This is a genomic window from Sphingomonas morindae (assembly GCF_023822065.1).
GTDB classification, from domain to species: Bacteria; Pseudomonadota; Alphaproteobacteria; order Sphingomonadales; family Sphingomonadaceae; genus Solisphingomonas; species Solisphingomonas morindae.
In genome coordinates this window covers 2,943,116-2,967,196 of the sequence record NZ_CP084930.1, presented here as the reverse complement: position 1 = coordinate 2,967,196, position 24,081 = coordinate 2,943,116, and the positions used below count along the sequence as shown (strand labels likewise).

The window sequence follows — 24,081 nt, the reverse complement described above, 5'->3', positions numbered from 1 at the left end:
GACCCTCAGACCGTGCGGCTGGCGCCGCTGCAAGGAAAGCCGACGCTGATGGATATTGTCTCCCCTCCCGATCACCTGCCCCCGCCGATCGGCGAAAGCCAATCGGGCGATCTCGTCAAAGGGGTGATCGACATCCTGAAGCGGCGCTATCTGATCCTGATCAGCGTCTTCGCGGCGGTGCTCGGGCTGTTCATCGTCGCGCTGCTGCTGATGACGCCGCGCTATTCGGCGACCGCGCGGGTGAAGATCGATCCCAAGCCGCTGACCATCGCGGGCATGAGCAACGACCAGCCCTCGATGCCCGACCAGTCGATCGTCGACACCGAGGTCAGCGTGATCCGCTCGCACGACGTGGCGCGCGCGGTGGTGGAGAAGCTCCATCTCGACCGGACCGAGGAATTCGGCCTGGCCAAGGACGATGCCGCCGCCAAGCTCTCGCCCGACGAGCAGCTCGAGGCGGTGATCAACAAGGTCAGCCGCAAGCTCGACGTGACGCGCGAGAAATCCACCTATCTGGTGGACATCAGCTTCAAGTCGGTGGACGCGACGCGGGCGGCGGCGGTGGCCAACGCCTTTGCCGACGCCTATCTGGCGGCGGCCGTGCAGCGCCGCACCGGCTCGGCCGAGCAGCAATATGCCTATCTCGACAAGCGGCTCGCCCAGCTGCGCGACCAGGCGCGCGCGGCCGACGAGGCGCTCGCCCAGTATAAGGCGGCGCGCGGCATCACCGAGGGCGGCCAGCTCGGCACGGTGACCGACCAGCAGATCGCGCCCTTGTCCACCCAGCTCGCCACCGCCCAGGCGGCGGCGGCGGCGGCGGCCTCGGATCTCGCGGTGGCGCGGGCGCAGATGTCGCAGGGCGGCGCGGCGGCCGCGTCGAGCGTGCTGAACACGCCCGCGATCTCGGCGCTGCGCAGCAACCGCGCCCAGGTGCAGCAGACGCTCAGCCAGCTCTCCACGCGCTATGGCCCCAAGCATCCGCAGACGGTGCAGGCGCAGCAGCAGCTCGAGGCAATCGACCGCCAGATCAACGAGGAAGCCAAGCGCATTCTCGGCGAGCTGCAGGCGCGCAAATCGGCGGCGGCGGCGCAGGCAGGCAGCCTGGCCGGCGATCTCTCGCGCCTGCGCGGCGAGCAGGCGTCCAACGCCCGCTCCTCGGTGACGGCCGACACGCTGCAGCGCGACGCCGACGCCAAGCACAATGCCTATAACCGCCTCGCCGATCTGGCCCAGCAGCTCGACCAGGGGGCGCGCAGCTCGCAATCCCAGGCGCAGATCATCGAACGCGCGACGGTGCCGCTCAAGCCGAGCAGCCCCAAGGCGCTGCTGCTGATCGCCGCCGGCATCGTGGTGGGCGCCACCGCCGCGCTGGCCAGCGTCGCCGCGCTCGAGCTGATGAACAGCGGCGTGCGCTCGACCAGCGAGGTGGAGCAGCAGTTCGGCCTGCGCGTCCTCTCCACCGTGCCGCTGATCGGCGCGCGCGAGATGAAGAACAGCGACGCGCCCTCGACGCTGGTGGTGCGCGCGCCCATGTCGCCCTATGCCGAGGCGTTCCGCGTGCTGCGCAGCTCGCTGATCCTCTCGGGCGGCCGCTCGCCCCAGGTGGTGGCGCTGGTCTCGACGCTGCCCAATGAGGGCAAGACGACCTCGGCGCTGTCGCTGGCGCGGGTGATGGCGATGGCGGGCGATCGCACGCTGGTGATCGACGGCGATCTCCGTCGCGCCGGGCTGGGCGCGCTGATGCCGCAGCGTCCCGCGACCGGGCTGGTCGAGGTGCTGCGCGACGGCCGCCCGGTCGACGAGGCGATCATCGCCGACGAGGTGCCCAATCTCGACGTGCTGACCGCCGCCGAGGCCTCCTTCCTTCCCGACGATCTGTTCGGCGGCGAGGCGATGGCGGCGCTGCTCAAGACGCTGCGCACCCGCTACGACCGGATCGTGTTCGACACGCCGCCGGTGCTGGGCGTGGCCGACGCGCGGACGATCGCCTCCATGTCGGATGCGGTGGTGCTGGCGCTGAAGTGGAACGCCACCTCGCGCGGGGCGGTGTCGCAGGCGCTCAAATGGCTGCGGCTGGACAATGCCCCGGTGCTCGGCGCGGTGATGACGATGGTCAGCCCCAAGGCGGAAGCCTTTGGCGCGCTCTATTATTCCCGCGCCTATGCCCGCTACTACCAGACGGCGTGACGCCGCCCGGCGGGGCGGCGCGGGCGGGGTGACGCTGGTCAACAGCCTCGTCGCCCTGCTCCTGCTCCTCGCCCTCTTTCCCGCCGGCCGCGCGCTGCGCGACGAGCTGCTCGTCCGCGACGCGCGGCGCGGCCTGGCGCTGGCGCAGCAGGGCGCGGCGCCGCCCCGCCCCGCCGCCGGCGAGCTGCCCGCGCGCGCCGCCCTGCTCTGGTCGGCGGTGCTCACCGGCGAGGCGGCGCGCCAGCGCGATCCCGCGCTCCGCGATCCCGAACTTCGCGCCGCCGCGCGCCTGATCGATCGCGCGGACGCGCAGCGCGGCCTTTGGGGCAATGCCGATATCGGCCGCGCCTATCTGCTCAGCGTCGCGCAGGGCCCGGCGAGCCCCGCCGCCCTCGCCGCACTCGCGCAGAGCTACCGCCATGCCGGCTTCCTCCACGATGCCGCGGCATGGCGCATCCCCTATGGCCTGCAGGTCTGGCCGCAGCTCGACGGCGCGACGCGGCGCCATCTCATCGAGGAAGCCGCCTGGTTCTCGACGCTGCCCAAAGGCTATGGCGACACGATGGCGGCGCTGGTCGGCCAGCCCGCCGAAGTCCCCGTCTTCCGCCTGCGCGCCGCGCTCGACCGCATGTTCGGCACCCATGTCTCGCATACGCCGGGCGGCTGAGCGGGGCTGAGCGGGCGCGCGGTTGAGGGGCGGCGGGCTAGAGGCGCTCGGCGGCCCGGACAGTCCGACCGTCCGGCCCTCCGCCGGCCTGGCGGGGCTCGGGTGGCGCATCCGCATGGCCTGCGGGTCTGGTGGCTACGCGACGGGCCGACGCGCGGCGATCTCTTCGAGGACTCCGCCTCCGTCTCGACGCTACCCGGAGGCCATGGCGACACCATGGAACCGTGCGTGGGCTCGGGTTGCTCGCGTCGCTGCGGCTCGGCGTCGGCACCTCCGTTAGGGCCGTGCGATCGGCGCGACGCTGGCCGGCCGGCCCGGCGCAATTCCCGTCATCCGATTTCGCGCCGCGCTTGGCGTGACCTTCGGCAGCATGCCCACACGCTGGGCGGCTGCGCGGGCTGAGGGGAGCGCCAGAGGCGCCGGGCGGAGCGAATCGGCCTTGCGGCGTAGCGGGCGGTGCGGCGGTGCGGCTGGGCGCGATTCGCGCCTCGCGGGCGGTTGGGGCGGCTGTTTCGACCATCGCCGCCGAACGACGATGGTCCGGGCTCCCCGCGGCGGGTGCGGCTTCGCCCGCCTCGCGACGGCCCGGGGGCGGCGGAACGCGCCGTGCGGCGCCAATTTTGAAGGCGTGGCTTTCGGCGAAAGCGGCCCTTCCCGTCATCCGCAGGATGAACGGCAGAGAAACCGGGGGCTCAGCAGGCATTCACAGCAAAGGCCCTAGAAGAAGGTCATGCCTTGAGAAGAGGAGGCCTGATCATGAAGAAGAAGATCATCGGACTGACGTTCGCCGCTCTTTCGCTTGCCGCCGCCGCGCCGGCCATGGCGCAGCCCTATGGCTATGGCTATGGCTATGGCTATGGCGACGGCGGCTATGCGCGCCAGGGTTATGACGGGATGAGCCCCGCCGAGCGCCATGACTATTGGTGGAACCATCGCGGCCGCTACGAGGAGGATCGCGGCTGGCGCGACAATCCCCGCGAGGTTCGGGACTATTGGTATAATCATGGCGGCCGCCGCTATGATCGGGGCTATTGGCGCTGAGGCCGGGGCCGGACGGGGTGCGTCGCCGCCCCGCCCCGTCCGGCGGCGGTCAGCGCGCCAGCGCCGGCGTGACGAGCGCGGCGACGGCGGCGTGACCCTGGCTGTTGGGGTGGACGCCGTCCATGCTCGCGCCGGCGCGCCACACCGCGCCTTCCGCCTCGATCGCGGGGCGCGGATCGAGCACATGGCGCGCGCCCAGGCTCGCGGGCAGCGCCTGGAGCGCCTGGTTGAGCAGGGTGCGCGCCGCGCCGGGCCCCTGCCAGCCGGGCCGCGCATGTTGCGCCGCCAGCGTCGCGAAGCCGCTGCCGGACAGGGCATCCGGGGTGACGAGCGTCTGCACGATCGGCACCGGACCCAGCGCGGCGTGGACCGCATGGTTGATTTCGGCGAGATTGGCGAAGGTGGCGAGCGCGCTGCGGTGCGGCGTGTCGCTCGCGCCCTGGGCCACGACGCGCAGCACGAGGCCCGCATCGCGCACCACCTGCCCCGGTGACCCTCCGGCGGGCGGTCGCGCGCCGGACTGGCCGGCCTGCTCGACCCGATAGAGGGTGGAGCCGGCGGCGACGAGGATGCCCGCCGGATAGCGGGTGGCGGCGGACCAGGGGAGGAAGAGCGTGCCCCCCGCGAGATCATTATGGCCAAGTTCGACGATCACCGCCGTCGGATTGGCGAGCTTGAGCCCCTGCAGGCGATACCGGCCATTTTCGGGCGGCGTGACGAAGAAGGCCGCCTTGTCGCTGCCGCGCGACAGGTTCACCGCCTCGTTGAGATGGGCGTGCTCCACCAGGCCGCGCTCGATGAAGCCGCCATTGCCGCGCGCCGATCCCTCGGCATCGCCGGCATTGCCCGAGCCCGCGCCGCCTTCGCCCACCATATAGCCGATGCTGTCGCCGAGCACGCCGACCGCCGGCGCGGCGGCGGGCACCGCGCACAGCAGAAAGGCCGGGGTGAAGGGCCCGGCGGCGCCATTCTGCGCGCGCGGCCAGGGCTGGACCGAGGTGGCGCGCGCCGCGACCCGCGCCGCGATCTGCCCCTCGCCGGGCGACGGGATCACCCCCTCCTGACGGTCGAGAAAGGCGGAGGCGTTCTTGGTATAGGGGATCTGGTTGGCCGCGGGCGCGGGCAGCTCGACCGTGTGCCAGATGCCATAGGGCGTGTTGGCCGGCACGACGCGGCCGAAATCCACCGGATCCGACACGGCATAGCCCTGGCGGCGATCCCAATGGGCGGGATCATAGGCGAAACTGTCCTGCCCGTGCCAGGTGACGAGCGGGCGATCGCCGGGGATGCCGCTGGTCGCCGCCGTCCAGCGCGGCTCGACCGCCGTCTGGAAGCGCATCGCATAGGGATAGAAGCTGTCCGCGATCGGCCCGGCCAGCGCGAGCGGGCCCGCCGCCGACCCCGCCTGCTGGGCGAGATTGACCTGGTAGCGCCCGACCCCGCCCGGCGTGCCGCCGATCTGGCGGAGCAGCGCGGTGCCGGTGGCGACGCCGCGCCCGGCGATGATCGCGCCGGGGTTGAGCGTGCCGCTCGTCATCGCCGTCACCGTCAGCGTATCGCCCGCGATGAAGCCGGAGAAGCGCGTGTCGGCGGGATGGGTGAGCGCGATCACGACGCGGCAGCGGCGGAAGGGCTGCTGGTTGAACTGGCGCATCCGCCAGGTGATGGCGCGCAGGCGGGCGCTGTTGAAGCCCTGCACGGCGACGCGGAAGCCCTGGCCATTGCCGCGCCAGGCGAGCCCCGCCCCGGCCGCCGGATCGCCCGGCGCGGGCGCGGCGATGACGCCGGCGGCCATGAGGAGCGCGAGCGTCGCGCCCGCCTTGCTTCCGATCCGTCGCGTCATGCCGCTTCCTCGTACTGGTGGCTCAGCCGGCGCGCCCCGCCAGGCATTGCTGGTATATCGCACGCAGTTGCGGGAGCACCGCGCGGTCGCTGTACTGCGCCTCGATCCGCGCACGGCCTGCCGCCGCGATCCGCGCGCGCAGCGCCGGATCGCCGATCAGCCGGCCCAGCGCCGCCGCTAGCGCGGCCTGGTCGCCGGCATCGACGAGCAGGCCATCGACGCCATCGGTGATCAGCTCGGGAATGCCGCCGACGCGGGTGGTGACGACGGCGAGCCCCGCCGCCATCGCTTCCAGCACGCTCATCGGCAGCCCTTCATTGTGCGACGGCAGGACATAGATGCCCGCCTCGGCGATCAGACGATCGCGCGCGGCGCCATCCACCCAGCCGGCGAAGCGCACCGGGCCATCGAGCCCCAGCCGGCGCATCTCCGCCTCGCCGCGCTCGACCTCGCCATTGCCGCCGATCACCAGCTTCGCCGCGGGGTGGTGGCGCACCACCTCGGCGAAGGCGGGCAGGAGATCGAACACGCCCTTGCGATCGCCCACCAGGCCGAGGAAGAGCACCGCCTCGTCCGGCCGCGACGCCGGATCGACCGCGGGCGGCACCGTCACATAATTGGGCAGGACGGTGATCTGCGCCCGCGGCGCGATCGAGCCGACAAAGACGCGCCAGCTTTCCGAGAGCACCACCACCCGCGTCGCCGCCTCGAGATGCTGGCGGATCAGCTTCTGCGCGAAGGCCGGCTGGCTGTTGTAGAAGAGCTTCATCTCCGAGCCGTGCAGGTGGAGCACGACGGGGATGCCGCGCGCGCGGGCCATGGAGGCGAACAGCCCCTTGCGCCAGAAGCTGCCGCGCATCGAGGCGTGGATATGGACGAAGCCGATCTTGCGGGTGGCGATGAGGCGCGCGAAGCGGGCGAGCGCGGCGGCCAGCACCATCTGGCGCTTGGCGAAGCCGCCATCGGCATAGGCGGCGACCAGTTCGATATGTTCGGAGTCGATCAGCCCGTCGCGGCGATAGGCCTCGACCACGCTGCGCATGCCGCCGCGCGCGGCATTCCAAACCATGATGTTGATCGGGCGGCTCATCGGGCGGACGCTCCATCGAAAGAGGCGGCGATCGCCGTCCAGAGCGGCGTGCGCCGGCCGGCATCGTCAAAGGGCAAGGGGCGCAGCGGCGCGCCATCGGCACGGCGCGCCCAGGCTTCCTGCTGAAGCCAGGACCCGCCATCGCGCACGCCCCAGGCGACCAGGCCGATCACGCGGGGCTCGTCAAAGGCGGCGTCGAGGAAACGCCGCGCATAGTCGGCGACCGCGCGGTCGCGCGCGGCGGTGTCGCCCCGCACGCCGGTATCGCAGACATCGAATTCGGTGAGCTTGATGGCGCAGCCCAGGCCGGCCAGCTCGCCGAGGAAATCGCGGAAGATCCGCGCCGAGAAGCGGCGGTTGGTGGCGAGATGGCTCTGGATTCCGATCGCGTCCAAGGGCGCGCCGCGCGCTTTGAGCGCCTCGACCAGCTTGAGCAGGCATGTGCGCCGCGCGGCGTTATTGTCCGAATCGCACTCGACGCCATAGTCGTTGAGATAGAGGCGCGCATGCGGATCGGCGGCGCGCGCGGCGGCGAAGCAGTCGACATAGAGGCCGAGATCGGGCGCGCGGCCGAAGGGGGCGGCGCGCAGGCCGAGGGGCTGGCGGTCGTCCGGCTCGATCACCTCGTTCAGCACGTCCCATTCGAAGATGCGGCCGCGATAGCGCGCGACCATGGCGCGCACATGCTCGACGATGAGGCCGTTGGCGCGGCCGTCGGCGAGATCGGGGCGCAGCCAGGCGGGAATGCTGCGATACCAGAAGCCGGCATGGCCGCGCAGGCCGAGCCCGCGCGCCGCCGCCTCCTCCGCGAGCGCATCGGCGGCCGTGAAATCGGGCCGATCGCGCTCGGCCTCGATGCTGGCCCATTTGAAGAGCCGATCGGACACGATGCTGTCCGCCTCGCGCGTGACCAGCGCGAGCGTGCGGGGATCCTCGCCATCCTCGGGGCGGAGCGCGAGGCCGAAGCGCATGCCGCGCGCGCGCGCATGCTCGCGCAGCGGGGTCGGCGCGACCGGCGCCGAGGCGCACGACATCAACGCCGCCGGCGCGCCGAGCACGAGCGCCAGCGCCTGCCGCCGATCAGGCGCGCCCGCGCGCGCGATCGCCCTCAAAGGCCTTGCCTGTCCCGAAAAGATGCTGGAAAGCGGCGGCCCGAGATTGCGGTGCAGCATTTTTTTGAATAGCTCCCTCGCTCAATCTTCGTCGCGCGTTCCCGCCAAAAGCGGGGCGCCTCCCGGCTGGGCTTGTCGAGGAAATTGTGCGGTGGCACAAGAGCCCTGCCATCGCCTCGGTGCAAAGGATGACTGATGTTCGGACACCGATCGCTGGCGATGCTCGCCGGACTGTTGACGATCGGCCTTGCCGGCGGCTGCGCGACCAAGGCGCCGGCCTTTACCGGCCCTGCCTGTTCCGGTCCGCTCACCGGCCGCAGCGTGTCGGTGCCGGCCGGCCAGCCCGGCTTCGGCAGCGTGCAGGGCATGCCGCCGCTGCCGCTGCGCGAAGGCGAATATCTGCTCACCATCGATGACGGGCCCAACCCCGCCACCACGCCGGCGCTGCTCGCCACGCTGCAGCAGCGCTGCGTCACCGCCACCTTCATGCTGCTGGGGCGCAATGCCGAACAGCATCCCGAGCTGGTGCGGCGGATCATCGCGGCGGGCAGCGGCGTCGGCAGCCATAGCTGGGATCACGCCAATTTCAGCACGATGAGCGACGCGGCCCGCGAGGACGAGATCATGCGCTCGGTGGATGCGGTGGACCGCGCCGCCCAGGAAAAGCCGCGCGCCGCGGGCGAGCGCCGGCTGTTCCGCATTCCCGGCGCCGCGGGCGTGCCCAATGTGCCGCCGCCCGCCTGGCTGGACGGGCTGGCGCGCGACCGGCTGGTGCTGGCGGGCCTCGACGCCAGCGGCGAGGACTGGCGCAACGATCCCGCGCCGGTCAGCTTGCACCGCCTGCTCGGCCGCCTCCCCGATCGCGGCGTGATCCTGCTACATGACGGCCAATCCCATACGCTGGAGCTGCTCCCCATGATTCTCGACGCGCTACAGAAGCGAGGCGCGCACATCGTGACGCTGCGCCTGGCCGGCGGCGTGCGCCCATGACCGCGGTGACCGCGCCCGAACCCGCCGAGCAGGCCAAGGAAGGCGAAGGCTCGCTCCGCTCCAGCGCGATGCGCGGGGGCATCTATCTGGTGGTGCGCCAGGGGCTGAACGTGTTCCTCAAGCTGATCGGCGTGATGCTGATCACGCGCGTGCTGGGGCCCACCGAATATGGCGCCTATGTGGCGGCCTTCAACGTCTATCTCTACTCCACGCTGATCGGCCAGGCGGGCGTCGGCGTCTATCTGCTGCGCCATCCCGGCGAGGTGCCCGATCTGGCGGTGCGCACCTGCTACGCGCTGCTCGCCCTGCTCGGCATCGGCCTGATGCTGGGGCTGGAGGCGAGCCGGGGGCTGTTGACCGGCTGGACGGGGGTGCCCGGCTATGGCCCGGTGATGGCGGTGATGGCGCTGGCGCTGCCCTTCAAGCTCATCACCATCCCGCCCACGATCGCGCTGGAGCGCGCGCTCAACTACAAGCGCGTGGCGACGATCGAGATCGGCGGCGACACGGCCTATTATTTCGTCGCGGTGCCGCTGGCGCTGACGGGCACGGGCGCGATGTCGCTCGCCGTCTCGCTGGTGCTGCGCGAGCTGCTCTTCTTCGTGCTCGCCCATTATTATGTCGGCCATGGCCCGCGCTTCGGCTTTGACGGGCGCACCGCCAAATCGGTGATCCGCTATGCCGGCACCTTCTCCTTCGCCAATTGGGTGTGGCAGGCGCGGATGCTGGTCAATCCGCTGATCGTCGGACCGGTCGCCGGGCAGCATGCCGTGGGCATTGTCGGCATGACCGTGGGCATCCTCGAGATGCTGAGCATCATCAAGACGATCGCCTGGCGGCTCTCGGTCTCGGTGCTGGGCCGCGTGCAGAGCGATTTCGAGAAGATCCGCCGCGCCGTGACCGAGGGCATGGAGTTGCAGATCATCGCCGTGGGCAGCCTGTTGCTGGGCTTCGCCTGGTTCGGCGGGATCGCGGTGCCGCTCGTGTTCGGCGCGCGCTGGGCGCCGGTGATGCAGCTCTACCCCTATGTCGCGCTCGCCTATCTCGCCATCGCGGCGTTCAACATCCATTCGGCGGTGATGTCGGTGATCGATCGCAACACCGATCTCGGCCTCTGCTATGTCGTGCACATCCTGCTGCTGGGGCTCGGCACCTGGCTGGGCGTGCGGCATTTCGGCATGATCGGCTATGGCTTCGGCGAAATGCTGGCGCTGCTCGCCTATGGGCTGGTGCATTGGGCGCTGGCGCGGCGTATCGGCTCGCCCGACTATCGCCTGGCCGGGCTGTGGTTCGTCGCCGCCGCGCTGGGGCTGTTCTGGCGCCAGCTGGGCTGGTGGACGATTCCGCTGCCCTTCCTCGCGCTCGCCACCCCCGCCTCGGTGCGCCGCATCCGCCGCATTCTCGAGCAGATCCGCAAGCCGCGCCGCGCGGAGGCGCGCGCGTGAGCCGCACGCCCGATCCGCGCGACGTCGCCGTCTATCTGCCCGATCTGAGCGGGGGCGGCGCCGAGCGGCTCCATGTCCGCCTGGCCGGGCTGCTGCCGCGCTTCGGCTATCGGCCGCGCTTCCTGCTCGACCGCCAGGGCGGCGCGCTGATGGACGCGGTGCCGCCGGGCTGCCGGGTGGACGCGCTCGCCGCGCCGCGCCCGCTCGCCGCCCTGCCCAAGCTGATCCGCCATCTCCGCGCCGATCCGCCCGGCGCGCTGATCGTCAACACCGAACATATGGCGGTGATCGCGGCGGCGGCGCGCGCGGTGGCGCGCGTGCCGACCAAGCTCATCATCACCCAGCACAATGCCTTTGGCGAGCAGCTGAAGCGGGCGAACTGGCAGTGGAAGGTGCTGCCGCCTTTATACCGGCGCGCGCTCGCCGCCGCCGACGCCATCCTCTGTGTCTCATCCGGGGTCGCGGACGATCTCGCGGCGCGCACCGGCCTTGCCCGGAGCGGCATGGACGTGATTTACAATGGCGTTGTGGACGAGGATTTTGAAACACGAGCCGCCGGCAGGGCGGATCATCCCTTTTTTGCCGCGGGGCCGGTCATCCTGGCCATGGGGCGGATGGTGCCGCAGAAGGATTTCGCCACGCTCGTCGACGCCTTCGCGCGCTTCGCGCCGGGCGCGCCGGACACGAAGCTGATCATCCTGGGCGAAGGCCCGCTGCGGCCGGCGCTGGAGGCGCAGATCGCCGCGGCCGGGCTGGCCGACCGGATCGCCCTGCCCGGCTTTGTCGACAATCCGCTGCCCTGGCTGCGCGCGGCGCGGCTGTTCGTGCTCTCCTCGCGCTTCGAGGGATTCGGCAATGTGCTGGCCGAGGCGCTGGCCTGCGGCACGCCGGTGGCCAGCACCAATTGCCCCTTCGGACCCGACGAGATTCTGGAAGACGGACGGTTCGGCCCGCTGGTGCCGGTGGGCGATGCCGGAGCGCTGGCCGAGGCCATGGCGCGCACGCTCGCCGCGCCGCTGCCCGCCGACCAGCTGCGCGCGCGCGGCCAGGATTTCACCGTGCGCGCCTGCGCCCGCCATTACGCGACGCTGCTCGATCGCCTCCAGGGCCAGGCGATCGCGGCGTGATGGAAGGCGTTTCCGTGGCCGGAACGGCCGCCACCCGCACGACCCGGCCGGGCCTGAAGTTCGGCGCGATCGAGCTGGGCCGCGCCTTCGCCGCCATCTTCGTGGTGCTGCATCACAGCGGCAGCATCATGCGCGAGCCGCGCTTCTGGGGCGCCGAGCCCTTTGCGGGCCATTTCCGCAACTTCAATGTCGGCGTGGACTTTTTCTTCGTCCTGTCGGGCTTCATCATCACCTGGGTGCATCGCGGCGATCTTGGCCGACCGGAGCGGCTGGGCAACTACGCGCGCAAACGCTTCCTGCGCATCTACCCGCCCTATTGGGGTGTGACCATTCCGCTGATCCTGCTCTACCTCGCCTTCCCCGCGGGCGGCGATCCGACCAAGCATGATCCGGCCAACATCCTGCGCTCGCTGCTGCTCCTGCCCAATCCGGTGCAGCCGGTGCTGGGCGTCGCCTGGACGCTGACCTACGAGATCTTCTTCTACGCGCTGTTCGCCTGCATCATCTTCGCCGGCCGGCGGGCGCTGATCGCGCTGCCGATCTGGGCGGCGGCGATCCTGATCGCCTATGCCGCGCTGCCGCCGCAGCCCTTCCCGATCGGCTTCCTGCTCAGCCCCTATAATCTCGAATTCATGATGGGGGTGGCGAGCGCGCTGGTGCTGGCGCGCTACCCCATCCCCGCGCCGGGACTGCTGGTGCTGATCGGCGTGGCGAGCTTTCTCGCGCTCATGCTGTTCGCGCTGCACGTGCAGGACGATCCGCTGCGCGGGCGCATGGCCTTCGGCATTCCCTCGGTGCTGTTCGTGCTGGGCACGGCCGAGCTGGAACGCCGCCGGCCGATCCGGCTGCCGGCGCTGGCGCGCCTGCTGGGCGCGGCCTCCTTCGCCATCTATCTGGTCCACCCGGTTCTGCTCTCGTTCGGCTGCCAGGCCGTGGTCCGTCTCGGCGGCCGCGCGCTGCCGCCCGATGTCGCGTCGCTGCTTCTCGCCGCCATCGCCGTGACGGTGGGCGTGGGCTATCATCTGCTGCTCGAGCGGCGCCTCGTCGCGCTGGTCGGGCGGCTGGTGCCGGAGCCGCGACGCACCGCCTGATCGTCCGCTGGCATGTCCCGTCGCGCATCACGCGCTGCCGGAGATCGACATGCGCCCCGCGCCGGAAACCCTGACCACCCCCGTCCGCTTCCTGCCGCCCTCGCTCTGGCTCGACGCCTGGGTGGTGCTGATGCTGATGATGCCGGTGCTGACCACCTTCTACCCGCCGGAAAGCTACTTCTTCACCGGCTACAGCATCGCCGAACAAAGCTTCGAGCCCTCCGCGATCATGCCGGTGCTGCTGCTGGCGATGAGCGCGAGCCAGGCGCTGGTCTGGCTGCTGCTGGCGCGCGTGCGGCGGCCGCGCCTCTCCGTCCTCGCGCTGCTCTACCTCGCCACGGTGGCGACCAGCCTCGCCCAATCGCCCGCCTTCGCCGAGGCGCTGAACCGCTGGCTGCGGCTGCTGCCGCTGACGGGCTTCGCCATGCTGGCCGCGCAAATCTACCCGATGCGGCGCATGATCCGCCTGTTCCTGGTGGCCTTCCTGCTGTCCGCCCTTTGCTCGCTGGTGATGGTGGCCTTCTTCCCCGTGCTCGGGCTGGCCCATATGGGCGGGCCTTACGAGACGAGCTGGCGCGGCGCGATCGGACACAAGAACACCGCCGGCTTCGTCTATGGCCTGGGCGGGCTGATCGCGGGGCTCGCCTATATCGATCGGCTGGCCGATCGCCGGCTGGCGCTGGCGACGGGGCTGCTGTGCGCGCTGATCGCGGTCAAGTCCGACTCCGCCACCGCGCTGGTCGCGGGCGCGAGCGCGCTCTTCCTCACGCTCGCGCTGCGCGGCGCGGCGCTGCTGCCGGGCACGGTGCGGCTGCTGCTGCTCGGCGCCTTTTCGGGGCTGCTGCTGAGCGCGCTGATGCTGGCGCTGAGCATGCCCGATCTGCTCGCCGCGATGGTGGGACGCGACCTGACTTTGACCGGCCGGACGCTGATCTGGTCGGAAGTCTGGACGCTGATCGAGGCGCGGCCGCTGAGCGGCTGGGGCTATGCCTTCTGGCAGATCGACACGCCCGAGCGCGCCCATATCTTCAAGGTCATCGCCTATGTCGCTTCGCACGCGCACAATAGCTGGCTCGACCTGTGGCTGCAGGTAGGGCTGTTCGGCATGATCGTGGTGGGACTGGACCTGCTGCGATCGATCGCGACCGGGCTGATCCGGCTCGCGCGGGCCGACGCGGTGGCGACCGCCAGCATCCCCTTCGCCGTATCGGTGGTGCTGCTGGTCCGCAGCGGCAGCGAGGTGCAGTTTTCCGAACCCAACGTCAACGGCCTGTTCTGGCTGATCTGGGCGTCGCTCGCGCTGCGCCTGCGGGACGGGATCGCAGCGCGGCCGGCGCCAAGCGTTGCAAGGGCGCGCCACTTCACCTAGGATTTCGCCGATTAGCGGGAGTATCCTTTTGACCCCCTCGACCGGAACGACCGCCTCCCGCCTCCAGCTGCGCGGCCGGGCCGAATTGTGGCTGGCCATCTGGGTGGTCGCCATGCTCGTGGTGCCGATCATGGGCACCTTCTATCCCCCCGAGACCTATTTCTTCGCGGGCGCCTTTAACGAGCAGGAGTTCAGCTCCTCCAAGCTGATGCCGGTGCTGCTGGTGCTGATCTCCGCGAGCGTCGGGGTCGTCTATGTGGCCTTGCGGCGGCGCACCAAGATCCGGCACGACATCGCGATCTATGTCTATCTCTTGGCCGTCGCGCTGAGCCTGGCCTATTCGCCCGAGCCGGGCGCCGCCGCCAATCGCGCGCTGCGGCTGCTGCCGCCGATCGGCCTGGCGGTGCTCTACGCGCAGCTCTATCCCTATCGCGCGATGATCCGGCTGATGGCGATCGCCTTCACCATCTCGGCGCTGCTGTCGATCGTGATGGGCGCGGCCTTTCCCGGTCTCGGGCACAGCAATCTCGGCGGCATGTACGATTCCGCGTGGCGCGGCGCGCTCGGGCACAAGAACACGGCGGGCTTCGTCTATTCGCTGGGGCTGCTGACCGCGACGGTCGGCTGGCTGGACCGGCTGATCGACCGGCGGCTGGCGGTCGTGTGCGGGCTGACCTGCGCCTTCATGATCGTAATGGCGGACTCGATGACGGCCGTGCTCGCCGTCAGCGCCGCGCTCGGCCTCACCCTGTTGCTGCGCGGCGCCCGCATCATGCGGCCCGAGATCCGGCTGCTCGTGGTCGGCATCATCGTCTTCGCGCTGATCAGCCTGACGATGCTGGTGCAGGCGGCGCCCGAGCTGATCGCCGCCATGATCGGACGCGATCTGACGCTGACGGGGCGCACCGAAGTCTGGTCGGCGGTGTGGGACCTGATCCAGAAGCGGCCGCTGGGCAGCTATGGCTATGCCTTCTGGCAGATGGATACGCCCGAACGCGAGGGCATCTGGACCGAAGTCGGCTATATGGCCCTGCACACCCACAATAACTGGCTCGACCTGTGGCTGCAGGTCGGGCTGCTCGGCCTGCTCGCGATCGCCTTCGACCTGCTGCGCTCGCTGGCGACCGGCTTTCGCGACCTGCTGTTCGATCCGCGCGCGGCGCAGGCGAGCCTGCCATTCGCCTTTCTGGTCGTGCTGATCATCCGCTCCATGTCGGAGGTCGAGTTCGAGGAGCCGGGCACGACGGGCGTCTTCCTGCTCGTCTGGGCCTCGATCGCGCTGCGCGTGGGCCGACTGGAGCGGCGCGCGACGCGGCCGGCGCCGCGCCAGCCGGCGCCGATCGCGGCGCGGCGGACGATGGAGGCGGCGACGCTGCGATCCTGAGCGGCTTATCTTGCATCGCAACATAAACTCGTTCGCTCGACTTGACGCATGCGCCCCCGCAATGCAGAAACGCCAGGGCGTCGCCCGGCGCACCCCCGTTTCGGCGCGGGGTGGCCGGCCATCATCAGCCGGGGGCCAGCAGATACATGAAGACGCGACATAATCCGCTCGTTCGCATCCGCACCAAGGCGCACGAGACGCTGATTGGGCTCGTTCGCAACTATTACAATGTGCTGTGGGGCACGCAGATCGGCGAAGGCAGCCGGGTCTCGCTGACCACGAAGATCGACCGGACCAATCCGGCCGGCGTCATCATCGGCAAGCACAGCGCCTGCGCCTTCGGCTCCGCGATTCTCACGCATGACTTCGTCAACGGCGTGCACCGCGAGACGCGGATCGGCGATTATTGCTTCATCGGCGCCCGCGCGACCATCATGCCCGGCGTCACCATCGGCGACCATTGCATCATCGGCACCGGCGCGGTGGTGATGCGCGACGTTCCGTCCCACTCGATCGTCATGGGCAATCCCGCCCGCGTGATCGAGAAGGACATCATGACCGGCGAATTCGGCAAGCGGATCGCGGGCGCCAGCGCGGCCGCTCTGCCCGCCGCCACTCCAGCAACGGATGACCAGCAATGAGCGAGATCAGGGACCGTATCCTCCAGCTCTTCAACGAGATGTGGAGCGAGGATCACGATACGCCGCCGCCCGAGCTGAAGGACGACACGGTGTTGCTCGAGACCGGCTTCGACAGCATGGCCTTCGCCGTGCTGGTGACCGCGCTCGACGAGGAGCTGGGCTTCGATCCCTTTACCGCCGACGAGAACGCGGTCTATCCGCGCACCTTCGGCGACTTTGTGGCGTTCTACGAGAAACACGCCAGTGGCGCGCCTCTCTGATCGGCTCGCCGCGACCGGCCTGGCCGGCGATCATGTCCTCGTCGAGGACGCGATCGACCGGCTGACGGTCGCAGAGGCGCTGCACGCGGACCTGCCGGCGATCGCCGCCGGTTCGGCCGTGGCCTTGCAGCTGCACGATCCTTTGCTCTTCGTGCGGCACCTCTTCGCGCTGGACGGGCGCGCGAGCGCGCTGCTCCTGCTCGCGCCCGCTTTGCCCGATGACGTCGCCGCCGAACGCGCCGCGGCGGCCGGGTGCACGCGGCTGATCCGCGACGCGGAGACGCGGACCATCGAGGCCGCGCCCGCCGCGCCGCGCGCCGATGGCGCGACGCGCTGGCTGATGACGACCTCGGGCACCACCGGCGTGCCCAAGATCGTCGCGCATGATCTCGATACGCTGACGCGCAGCGTGCGGCCGCCGCGCGCCGGCATGGCCGTGCCGATCTGGGGCCTATTGTACGAGCCGAGCCGCTTCGCCGGGCTCCAGGTGGTGCTGCAGGCGCTGCTCGGCGGCGGCCGTCTGCTCGCCGCCGCCTATGACGAGCCGCTGCCCGAGCGGCTGACGCGCTTCGCGGCGCAGGGCTGCACGCATCTCTCCGCGACGCCCTCGCTCTGGCGCAAGATCCTGATGCTGCCGCAGGCGGACGGGCTGGCGCTCAAGCAGGTCACGCTCGGCGGCGAGATCGCCGACCAGCCGCTGCTCACCCAGCTGCGCCGCCGCTTTCCCGATGCGCGCCTCACCCATGTCTATGCCTCGACCGAGGTGGGCGTGGGCTTCGCCGTGACCGACGGCGAGGCGGGCTTTCCGGCCAGCTATCTGCGCGACGGCGTGGGCGGCGTGCAGCTCAAGATCGTCGACGGGCTGCTCTGGGCGCGGCCGCCCGGCGCCGCCACGCGCGATCTCGCGCCGCACATGCAGCGCGACGCCGACAATTATCTCTGCACCAGCGATCGCGTGGAGCAGGTCGGCGAGCGGGTGCGCTTTCTCGGGCGCGAATCCTCGACCGTGAACATCGGCGGCACCAAGGTGCAGATCGAGGATGTCGAGCAGATCGTCTCCCGGCATCCCGACGTCGCCGAATGCGTCGTCACCGCCAAGCCCAACCCCATTGTCGGCGCCGTGCTGAGCCTGACCATCGCGCCGCGCGACCCGGAGGCGGATCGCGACGCTTTGCGCAAGTCGGTGAAGGATTGGTGCCGCGTCCATCTGCAACGCGAGGCTCAGCCCGCCACCGTGCGCGTCGTGGACGCGCTCGAGGTGACGGCGGCCGGCAAGATCTCGAGGATTTGAGCATGAAGACAGTGGTTGTCACGGGTGCGTCGCGCGGTCTCGGCGCGTCGATCGTCAAGCTGCTGCTCGAACAGGGCTATGCGGTGCACGGCCTGAGCCGGAGCAAGCCCGACGATGCGGACGCGCTGAGCGCCGAATATGGCGAGCGCTTCTCCTACGAGCCGCTGGACATGTCCGATCTGGACCAGGTGGCCGAGGTCGCGCGCGACATTCTGAAGAAGCGCGGGCCGATCTATGGCCTGGTCAACAATGCCGGCATCGGCACGGATGGCGTGCTCGCCACCATGCACCGCACCGATGTGGAGACGCTGATCGCCACCAATCTGACCGGGCCGATCATCTTCACCAAATATATGATGCGCCCCATGCTGATGCGCCGCGAAGGCCGGATCATCAACATCAGCTCGATCATCGCGAGCACGGGCTTCCATGGCCTTGCCGTCTATGGCGCCACCAAGGCGGGGCTGGAGGGCTTTACGCGCTCGCTGTCGCGCGAGGCGGGCAAGCTCAAGGTGACGGTCAATTGCGTCGCCCCCGGCTATATGGAAACCGAGATGACCAAGGCGCTGCAGGGCGACAAGCTGGAGTCGGTGCGCCGGCGCGCGCCGCTCGGCCTGCCCACGCCGGACCAGGTCGCCACGGCGGTGGCCTATCTTCTCTCTCCCGGCGCGGCGACGATCACCGGCACCGTGCTGACGGTGGATGGCGGCAGCACCGCCTGACGCCGTTTCCGGCGGCGGCGGGCTCCGGCCCGGCGCCCTGCCTTCTCCCAAAGGACAAAACGCCGCGCGAGCCCCTGCCCGCGCGGCGTTTTTCGTGGTGCGGGGCGGAGGCGCAGGCCGCGCTGCGGCCCGGCCCCCGCCGCTCGGATCAGAAGAAGAAGTCGGTCGCCTTCAGCACATGATGGCCATCGAGCTGGATGGTGAAATCCGCCACCTTGTCGCCGTTGAGATCGCCCTGGATGAAGGTGTTGCCGCCCGTCTCATAGAGGTGGACCGCACCCGCCACGCCGTCGAACGCCGAAGCGCCGATGAAGTGGAAGCCGACCCGGCCGGCCACGAGATTCTCCATGGTCGAGAGATCGATGCGATCGCCCTGGCCGAAATCGGTGATGCGATCCGCCCCGGTGGTGGCGCTCGTCGCGGCGATGTCGCCCGGCCCGAACCAGAAGACATTCTTGCCGCCGCCGCCGGTCATGATGTCCGCGCCGGGGCCGCCGATGATGAGATCATTGCCGGCGCCGCCGATCAGCACATCGGTCCCGGTGCCGCCGACCAGCAGCGTGGCCGCGCTGGTGGCGGTGAGCGTATCATCGGCATTGGTGCCGATCAGCACGCCGCTCGTATGGGCATGGCCCGACGCCATCGCCACCGCGCTGCTGATCGCGACCAGCCGGGCATGGCCGGGATCCTGAAGATCGCTGCTCAGCAAGACGCCCTTGGCGGAGTAATAGTTGGTGCCCGTCACCGTCGCGCCATCGGCGGCGAAGCTGGTAACGCTGTAGCTGCCATCGGCCGCCATCACCTTGTCGCTGGCGAGCACGCCCGAGCTGCCATATTGCAGCGTGGTGGCGCCGCCGACGCTGGTATCGCTGAACTGCACGATATGGCCGGCGGCATCGTAGCGCGCGGTGAACAGGATCTTGCCCGTGGCATCGCGGCTGGTGACCTGCTGCGCATAATCGCGTCCCGTCACCATCGTCCATTCCAGGCGCGAATTATCGGGCTGGTAGACGATGCTGCCGGTCATCTTGCCGGTCAGCGGATCGATCGTGTCGCGATGCGACCAGCCATCGGCGAAGCGCTCCTGCAACGCGATCATGTGCGACGTGGCGTCGTAATTGACCGAGCCGACGCTCTTGCCGGCGATGGTGTAGGAAGAGCCATAGGAGCCGTCGGTCGCCATGAAGCTGGTGACCGAGAGATCGCCATGGAAGGTCTGCGCCAGCGTCTGGAAGCCCGCCGCGTAGCGCTCCAGCAGCACCATCTGACCGCCGAGATCGAACAGCCGCACCTGCTGGTCATAGCCCTTGCCGGCCGTCACGCTCTCGGTGAGCGAAAAGAGCGTCTGGCTCTGCGCCTTGGCGAAGACGGCGCTGTAGCTCAGATAGCGGGCGAGATCGGCCATGCTGGTGAGCGCGATCGGCCGCGGATCGCTGATCATGATGGTGGTGAGCGCGCTGTCGGCGGCGAGCGCATCCAGCTGTCCGACGATCGCGGCGGTGGTGCCCACCGCGATGTCGATCGTGGCGGCGCCGACAAGGCTGTTGCCCGCGCCATCGGTGCCGATCGCCTGAAGGCTGTGCACCCCGGCGCTGAGCCCGGTGAGCAGGAAGCCGCCATGGCCGGTCGCATCGACCTTGCCGGCCGCGATCACGGCGCCATTGTCGAGCAGCGCCATGGTGCTGCCGACCTGGCCGAAGCCGCCGAGCAGGACGCTATAGTCGCTGGTGGCGGCGTTGGCGGTGATCGAGGCGATCGCCAGGCTCGGCGCCAGGCCGGCGGCGAGGTTGATCGTCTTGGTGATGCCGTCCACGATCAGCGCCGGCGGCCGCGTGTCGCTGCTCAGCAGCACGCCGCGCGAGGTGTAATAATTGGTGCCGGTGACGGTGCGCCCGTCCGCGCCATAGGTGCTGACGCTGAAGGTGCCATCCGGCGCGATCAGCTTGTAGGTGGCGAGAATGCCCGACACCGGATCATAGGTGGAAGCGCCGGTATAGCCGCTGACCGCATCGATCGCGAGCACCAGCCGGTTGGACGCATCGTAACGGCCGGTCATCACCGTCTTGCCGCCGATGATGACATTGGCCTGGGTGACGTAATTCTGATTGGTGACGCCATAGGTCACGTCGATCCGCTGCCCGTCGACGCGGCTCACGGTGGCCTTGCTGATCAGCCCGGTCTTGACGTTGTACGTGTCCACCTCGCGGCCGCCATCGGGCATGGTGACGACTTCGGAGGTGAGATGGCCGCCGGAGTCGAAGCTCTGGGTCAGCAGCGTCTTGCCGGCGACGGTGGTCACCTGATTGTAGCTGCCATCGGCCGCCCAGGTCGTGGCGACGCTGGTCTGTCCCGAGAAGGTCTGCTCGTACATCTTGGTGCCGTGCAGGAAGCGGCTGCGATCGACGAGCGTGCCGGTGGGGTCGTAGGTTTCCACCTGCGTGTCGTAGGCGGTGCTGGTCGACAAGGTGGTGAGCGCGAAATTATAGCCGCCCTGCACCTTGGCGAGGACCGACGCATCGCGGTTGATCAGCGTGTTCATCTGCGAGATCGAAGCGACCGGCAGCGCATGCGTATCGGTGAGGACGACGGCGCCGATGCCGCCGGCATCGGCGATCGCGTCCATCCGCGCGACGATGTCGGACGCGGTGCCGATCTCCATCCGCATATAGTTGGACGCGGGGCCGCTGCGGCCGGTGCCATCGGTGGCGACCGCCGAGATGGCGTGGGTGCCGGTGCCCGTCATGGTGACGACCGTCTGGAAGCTGCCGTCGTCGCCGATCGTCACCGAACCGATGACGCTGCCATTCTCCTTGAGCGTCACCAGCGTGCCGGCCTTGCCGGTGCCGTTGACCACGGTCGTCCAGACATTGTCGCCGGTGAGCTGCACCGCGCTGACCGCGAGCACGGGCGCGGGAATGAAGTCCGCCTTGTCGGGGAAGGTCACGTCGCTGCCGCTGGTGACGACGAGATCCTTGAAGTTGGCGGCGATCGTCTCCTGCGCCTTATAGTCGCGGTAGATGCCTTCCTTCCAATAGACGCCCTTCTCGGTCGCATAGCCGGTATAGCCGGTATAATCGACCAGGGTGACGCCATCGCGCGTGACCACGAGCCGGCCATTGCCGCTCGGATCCATCACGACCTGGATCTGGATGTTGTAATATTGGCCGCGCACGATCGCATCGGGATCGGTCCACAGCACCTTGGTCACGGCCTTGCCATTGGCGTCGGTGCCGTTGAGCGTGACGGTCATATGCTCGCCCGTCATGCCGAGCGCGAAGTCCGGCTCGCCGCCGGCGGTGACCGAGTCATTGTCCTGGTGCAGCTGGCCCAGCACCAGAAAGGCCGAGGTGTTCTTGTCGCCCGGCTCGATCATCAGGCTGTAGTTGATCTGGATCGGCGTGCCGTCGTTATAGACCTTCTGGCCCCACAGCTCGCTGCGCGTGGTGGCGTGGTTGTTCTGGAAATCCCACAAGTACACGTCGCGGGGATGCACCTCGAAGCGCATCACGCCCGGCTCGGGCTGCGTCAGGCTGTAGGACTTGAGCGCATTCTGCACCCAATAGGTCTCACCCGCGATCTCGACGAGGTGGTTGCCCACGGTGTTCACGTCGGGGTCGCTCGCGCTCTCGATCGTGAAGGTCGCCGGATAGGAGGCGGAGGGAATGCGGCCCGAGCCATCGTCCGACACGGCGAAGATATTGTGCAGACCGTCGCCGGACACCTGCACCGAAAGGGCGTAATTGCCGGTGGCGTCGGCGGTGGTGGTGCCGATCAGCTGGCCGTTGGAATAGATGCTGACGGGCGCGCGCCACACGCCGGCGCCGTACAGCTTGACGGTGTAGAGATCGTTGGCGGCATCGGCCACGGTGATCGTGTTGATGCGCAGCGTGGGCGCGGGGATGAAGGTGGTCTGCGTGGCGGGCAGCTGGACGCTGTCGCCCATGTCGATGCTGGTATGGCCGAAATCGGCCGCGATCGTGGTGTTGGCGTTGGTGGCGCGGCGGATCCCCTCCTCCCAATTGGAGGTGGCGACATCGGTATAGCCCAGCGCGCCGGCATAATCGGCGACGACCTGGCCATCGCGGGTGACCACCAGCCGGCCATTGCCGCCCGGATCCAGCACGGCGGTGATATCGATGTGATAGGACTGGCCGCGCACCAGATTGTTCACATCGGTATAGACCTGCGCCGCGCGCAGCGTGCCGCTGCTGTCGATATAGCGCGCGTAGATGACGAGCTGGTCGCCAACCAGGCCGATCTCATAGGGCGGCGGCAGCACGCTGCCGTCCGACGCGGTCTGCGCCAGCTCGCCGAGCACGAGATAGCTGGCGTCGTTCGGATCGCCCGGTTCGACCGTGAGATCGAAGCCGATATGCGTCGGGATGCCGTTGGCCGCCGGCATGGCGACGGAAATCTGCGATTCATCGGCGAGGCCGCCGCGATAGGCGACCTCATCGCCGGGCCGCACCTCGAACCGGAAGGTGCTCGAGTCCGTGGCGCTCCAGCTCCAGCTCTGCTGCGCCCCCACAAGGGTGTATCCGCTGGGATCATCAGGAGTAATCAGAGTCACGCCACACCTCATCTCGCTTCACGAGCCAGATGGCAGGGCGGGCGCCCTCAGGACAATCCGGTTAACAAACGGTAGCCTTGCAGCTGTGCTAGAATGAGCCGCTTTCCGCGCTGCACCGCAGAAAAGTGTTAAGAATTGCTTTTTTAATTAATGGTTTCGAGCAGCGGAACGAGTTTCTTGGCGACATCGGCCCAGCTGCGGCCGCCCGCGGGGCGATCGGCGGCGGCGCGCGTGAGCGCGGCATCCACCTCGGCAGCATCGCGCACCAGCACGATCTGGTCGGCCATTGTGAGCGCCTGCGGAATCGGCGTGGAGACGAGCCCGGTGCGCGATGCGAGGCAATGATAGAAGCGCAGCGGATCGATGAACTCGGTCAGCCGGTCGCCCACCTTGTAGGGCGCGAAGGCGACGAGATAGCGCGCCAGCAGCGCGGGCAGTTCGGGATCGGTATAGGGGCCGTTATAGCGGATATTGGGGGTGTCGGCGACGAGCCGCTCGAGCGCCGCCGCGATCGCCGGATCATCCTGCGAGACGCGGCCCCAGATCTCGAAGACGCGATCCGGGCACGCCGCCGCCGCCGCGCGCATCAGCGCGAAATCGAAACGGCCGTCGAGGCTGGCGAGGATGAGGACATGGCGCTCGTCGGCGTCGGTCTTGGGCAGGGGCTGGAGCGAGGAGCCGTTGCCGAGATGGTGCGAGCGCGGGAACAGCGTTTTCAGGCTGGGCGCGGCATGGACGAGGAGATCGGAGGAGGCGACCAGCAGGCGCTGCGCGGTGGCCGCGCGCGTGCGTGCCGCGCCGCGCAAATTGTAGAGCAGATCGTCGTGCAGATCGAGGCACCAGCGCGTCCCGCTGATCGCGCGGAGCAGAATCGACAGGCCGGGAAAGGCGAGGTTGGTGGAATTGAACACGATCGGCCGCGCCGCAGGGCGCCGCCGCCGCAGTACGGCGAACCAGCGCACCAGACGCGGCAGCGACCAGCGCACCGTTTCGCCCGTCGCCATGTCCGTGATCTCCGGATGGCGCTTCAGGAAGATATAGGTAACAGCATGGCCGAGGGCCTGCAGCTCGCGCGCGAGATGCAGTCGGAAGTCGCTCTTCGCCGGCCGCACGGTCAGCAGGACGATTTCCATGACAGGTCTATTCCCTATTGCTGAGGATGGGCGATGCGTGACACGTCGGCCCGGCGGTGACAAGCGGGCGGGCCCGAGCGACCCATCCCGATCCGGATCGCGCCGGGGGCGGGACACG

At 69.4% G+C, this 24,081-nt stretch carries 18 protein-coding genes; 13 read left to right on the top strand and 5 right to left on the bottom strand.

What is annotated here, in order from left to right; translation table 11 throughout:
* Positions 1-48: 48 nt before the first annotated feature.
* The 3 genes from LHA26_RS14410 to LHA26_RS14400 all read left to right on the top strand — a co-directional run bounded on the left by LHA26_RS14410 (position 49) and on the right by LHA26_RS14400 (position 3,895).
* Entirely contained in the window at positions 49-2,187 is a 2,139-nt protein-coding gene (locus LHA26_RS14410; protein WP_252166283.1) for a GumC family protein, read from the top strand.
* 28 nt (positions 2,188-2,215) lie between these two features.
* Positions 2,216-2,854: a hypothetical protein gene (locus tag LHA26_RS14405; RefSeq protein ID WP_252166282.1), complete on the top strand. Its 639-nt coding sequence runs from the start codon at positions 2,216-2,218 to the stop codon at positions 2,852-2,854.
* A 756-nt stretch (positions 2,855-3,610) separates the two neighbouring features.
* Positions 3,611-3,895 carry a hypothetical protein gene (locus tag LHA26_RS14400; RefSeq protein WP_252166281.1) on the top strand — a complete coding sequence of 95 codons (285 nt, stop codon included), beginning with the start codon at positions 3,611-3,613 and terminating at the stop codon, positions 3,893-3,895.
* 49 nt (positions 3,896-3,944) lie between these two features.
* Here the strand turns inward: LHA26_RS14400 and LHA26_RS14395 are convergent, their stop codons facing one another.
* The 3 genes from LHA26_RS14395 to LHA26_RS14385 are packed head-to-tail and all read right to left on the bottom strand — an operon-like array spanning position 3,945 to position 7,940.
* Positions 3,945-5,738 (bottom strand): SGNH/GDSL hydrolase family protein, encoded by a 1,794-nt coding sequence (locus LHA26_RS14395; protein ID WP_252166280.1) that lies wholly within the window; start codon positions 5,736-5,738, stop codon positions 3,945-3,947.
* 22 nt (positions 5,739-5,760) lie between these two features.
* Positions 5,761-6,828, bottom strand: coding sequence for a glycosyltransferase family 4 protein (locus LHA26_RS14390; RefSeq protein ID WP_252166279.1), 1,068 nt, complete (start codon positions 6,826-6,828; stop codon positions 5,761-5,763).
* A complete protein-coding gene (locus LHA26_RS14385) occupies positions 6,825-7,940 on the bottom strand; it encodes an endo-1,4-beta-xylanase (protein WP_252166278.1) in 1,116 nt (371 codons plus the stop codon). Before LHA26_RS14385 ends, LHA26_RS14390 begins: the two co-directional genes overlap by 4 nt.
* 195 nt (positions 7,941-8,135) lie before the next feature.
* Between LHA26_RS14385 and LHA26_RS14380 the strand changes: the two genes are divergently transcribed.
* From LHA26_RS14380 to LHA26_RS14335, 10 genes are all read left to right on the top strand, one after another.
* Positions 8,136-8,930, top strand: a complete 795-nt coding sequence (locus tag LHA26_RS14380) for a polysaccharide deacetylase family protein (protein WP_252166277.1) — start codon at positions 8,136-8,138, stop codon at positions 8,928-8,930.
* The gene (locus LHA26_RS14375) at positions 8,927-10,375 is read left to right on the top strand and encodes an oligosaccharide flippase family protein (protein WP_252166276.1); all 1,449 of its coding nucleotides are present in this window, start codon (positions 8,927-8,929) and stop codon (positions 10,373-10,375) included. The genes LHA26_RS14380 and LHA26_RS14375 overlap by 4 nt, the downstream gene beginning before the upstream one ends.
* A complete protein-coding gene (locus LHA26_RS14370; protein ID WP_252166275.1) occupies positions 10,372-11,502 on the top strand; it encodes a glycosyltransferase in 1,131 nt (376 codons plus the stop codon). Before LHA26_RS14375 ends, LHA26_RS14370 begins: the two co-directional genes overlap by 4 nt.
* 14 nt (positions 11,503-11,516) lie before the next feature.
* Positions 11,517-12,593, top strand: coding sequence for an acyltransferase family protein (locus tag LHA26_RS14365; protein WP_252166274.1), 1,077 nt, complete (start codon positions 11,517-11,519; stop codon positions 12,591-12,593).
* A 49-nt stretch (positions 12,594-12,642) separates the two neighbouring features.
* Positions 12,643-13,962, top strand: a complete 1,320-nt coding sequence (locus LHA26_RS14360; protein ID WP_252166273.1) for an O-antigen ligase family protein — start codon at positions 12,643-12,645, stop codon at positions 13,960-13,962.
* 28 nt (positions 13,963-13,990) lie between these two features.
* Entirely contained in the window at positions 13,991-15,346 is a 1,356-nt protein-coding gene (locus LHA26_RS14355; protein WP_252166272.1) for an O-antigen ligase family protein, read from the top strand.
* A gap of 146 nt (positions 15,347-15,492) precedes the next feature.
* Entirely contained in the window at positions 15,493-15,987 is a 495-nt protein-coding gene (locus LHA26_RS20075; RefSeq protein WP_302898014.1) for an acyltransferase, read from the top strand.
* Positions 15,984-16,247, top strand: a complete 264-nt coding sequence (locus tag LHA26_RS14345) for an acyl carrier protein (RefSeq protein WP_252166271.1) — start codon at positions 15,984-15,986, stop codon at positions 16,245-16,247. Before LHA26_RS20075 ends, LHA26_RS14345 begins: the two co-directional genes overlap by 4 nt.
* Positions 16,231-17,538, top strand: coding sequence for an AMP-binding protein (locus tag LHA26_RS14340; RefSeq protein ID WP_252166270.1), 1,308 nt, complete (start codon positions 16,231-16,233; stop codon positions 17,536-17,538). The genes LHA26_RS14345 and LHA26_RS14340 overlap by 17 nt, the downstream gene beginning before the upstream one ends.
* A gap of 2 nt (positions 17,539-17,540) precedes the next feature.
* The gene (locus LHA26_RS14335; RefSeq protein ID WP_252166269.1) at positions 17,541-18,260 is read left to right on the top strand and encodes an SDR family oxidoreductase; all 720 of its coding nucleotides are present in this window, start codon (positions 17,541-17,543) and stop codon (positions 18,258-18,260) included.
* 148 nt (positions 18,261-18,408) lie between these two features.
* On the opposite strand, the gene LHA26_RS14330 is transcribed toward LHA26_RS14335, so the two are convergent.
* Positions 18,409-22,830 carry a heparin lyase I family protein gene (locus tag LHA26_RS14330; protein WP_252166268.1) on the bottom strand — a complete coding sequence of 1,474 codons (4,422 nt, stop codon included), beginning with the start codon at positions 22,828-22,830 and terminating at the stop codon, positions 18,409-18,411.
* A gap of 143 nt (positions 22,831-22,973) precedes the next feature.
* Complete coding sequence (locus tag LHA26_RS14325) at positions 22,974-23,963, bottom strand: glycosyltransferase family protein (protein WP_252166267.1); 990 nt, start codon at positions 23,961-23,963, stop codon at positions 22,974-22,976.
* Positions 23,964-24,081: the final 118 nt, after the last annotated feature.

Bases quoted from the DNA above. Each gene is read 5' to 3' on its own strand.
- LHA26_RS14410 (WP_252166283.1), top strand. From the start codon at position 49: ATGGATATTGTCTCCCCTCCCGATCACCTGCCCCCGCCGATCGGCGAA.
- LHA26_RS14400 (WP_252166281.1), top strand. From the start codon at position 3,611: ATGAAGAAGAAGATCATCGGACTGACGTTCGCCGCTCTTTCGCTTGCC.
- LHA26_RS14395 (WP_252166280.1), bottom strand. From the start codon at position 5,738: ATGACGCGACGGATCGGAAGCAAGGCGGGCGCGACGCTCGCGCTCCTC.
- LHA26_RS14390 (WP_252166279.1), bottom strand. From the start codon at position 6,828: ATGAGCCGCCCGATCAACATCATGGTTTGGAATGCCGCGCGCGGCGGC.
- LHA26_RS14380 (WP_252166277.1), top strand. From the start codon at position 8,136: ATGTTCGGACACCGATCGCTGGCGATGCTCGCCGGACTGTTGACGATC.
- LHA26_RS14375 (WP_252166276.1), top strand. From the start codon at position 8,927: ATGACCGCGGTGACCGCGCCCGAACCCGCCGAGCAGGCCAAGGAAGGC.
- LHA26_RS14360 (WP_252166273.1), top strand. From the start codon at position 12,643: ATGCGCCCCGCGCCGGAAACCCTGACCACCCCCGTCCGCTTCCTGCCG.
- LHA26_RS20075 (WP_302898014.1), top strand. From the start codon at position 15,493: ATGAAGACGCGACATAATCCGCTCGTTCGCATCCGCACCAAGGCGCAC.
- LHA26_RS14345 (WP_252166271.1), top strand. From the start codon at position 15,984: ATGAGCGAGATCAGGGACCGTATCCTCCAGCTCTTCAACGAGATGTGG.
- LHA26_RS14335 (WP_252166269.1), top strand. From the start codon at position 17,541: ATGAAGACAGTGGTTGTCACGGGTGCGTCGCGCGGTCTCGGCGCGTCG.
- LHA26_RS14325 (WP_252166267.1), bottom strand. From the start codon at position 23,963: ATGGAAATCGTCCTGCTGACCGTGCGGCCGGCGAAGAGCGACTTCCGA.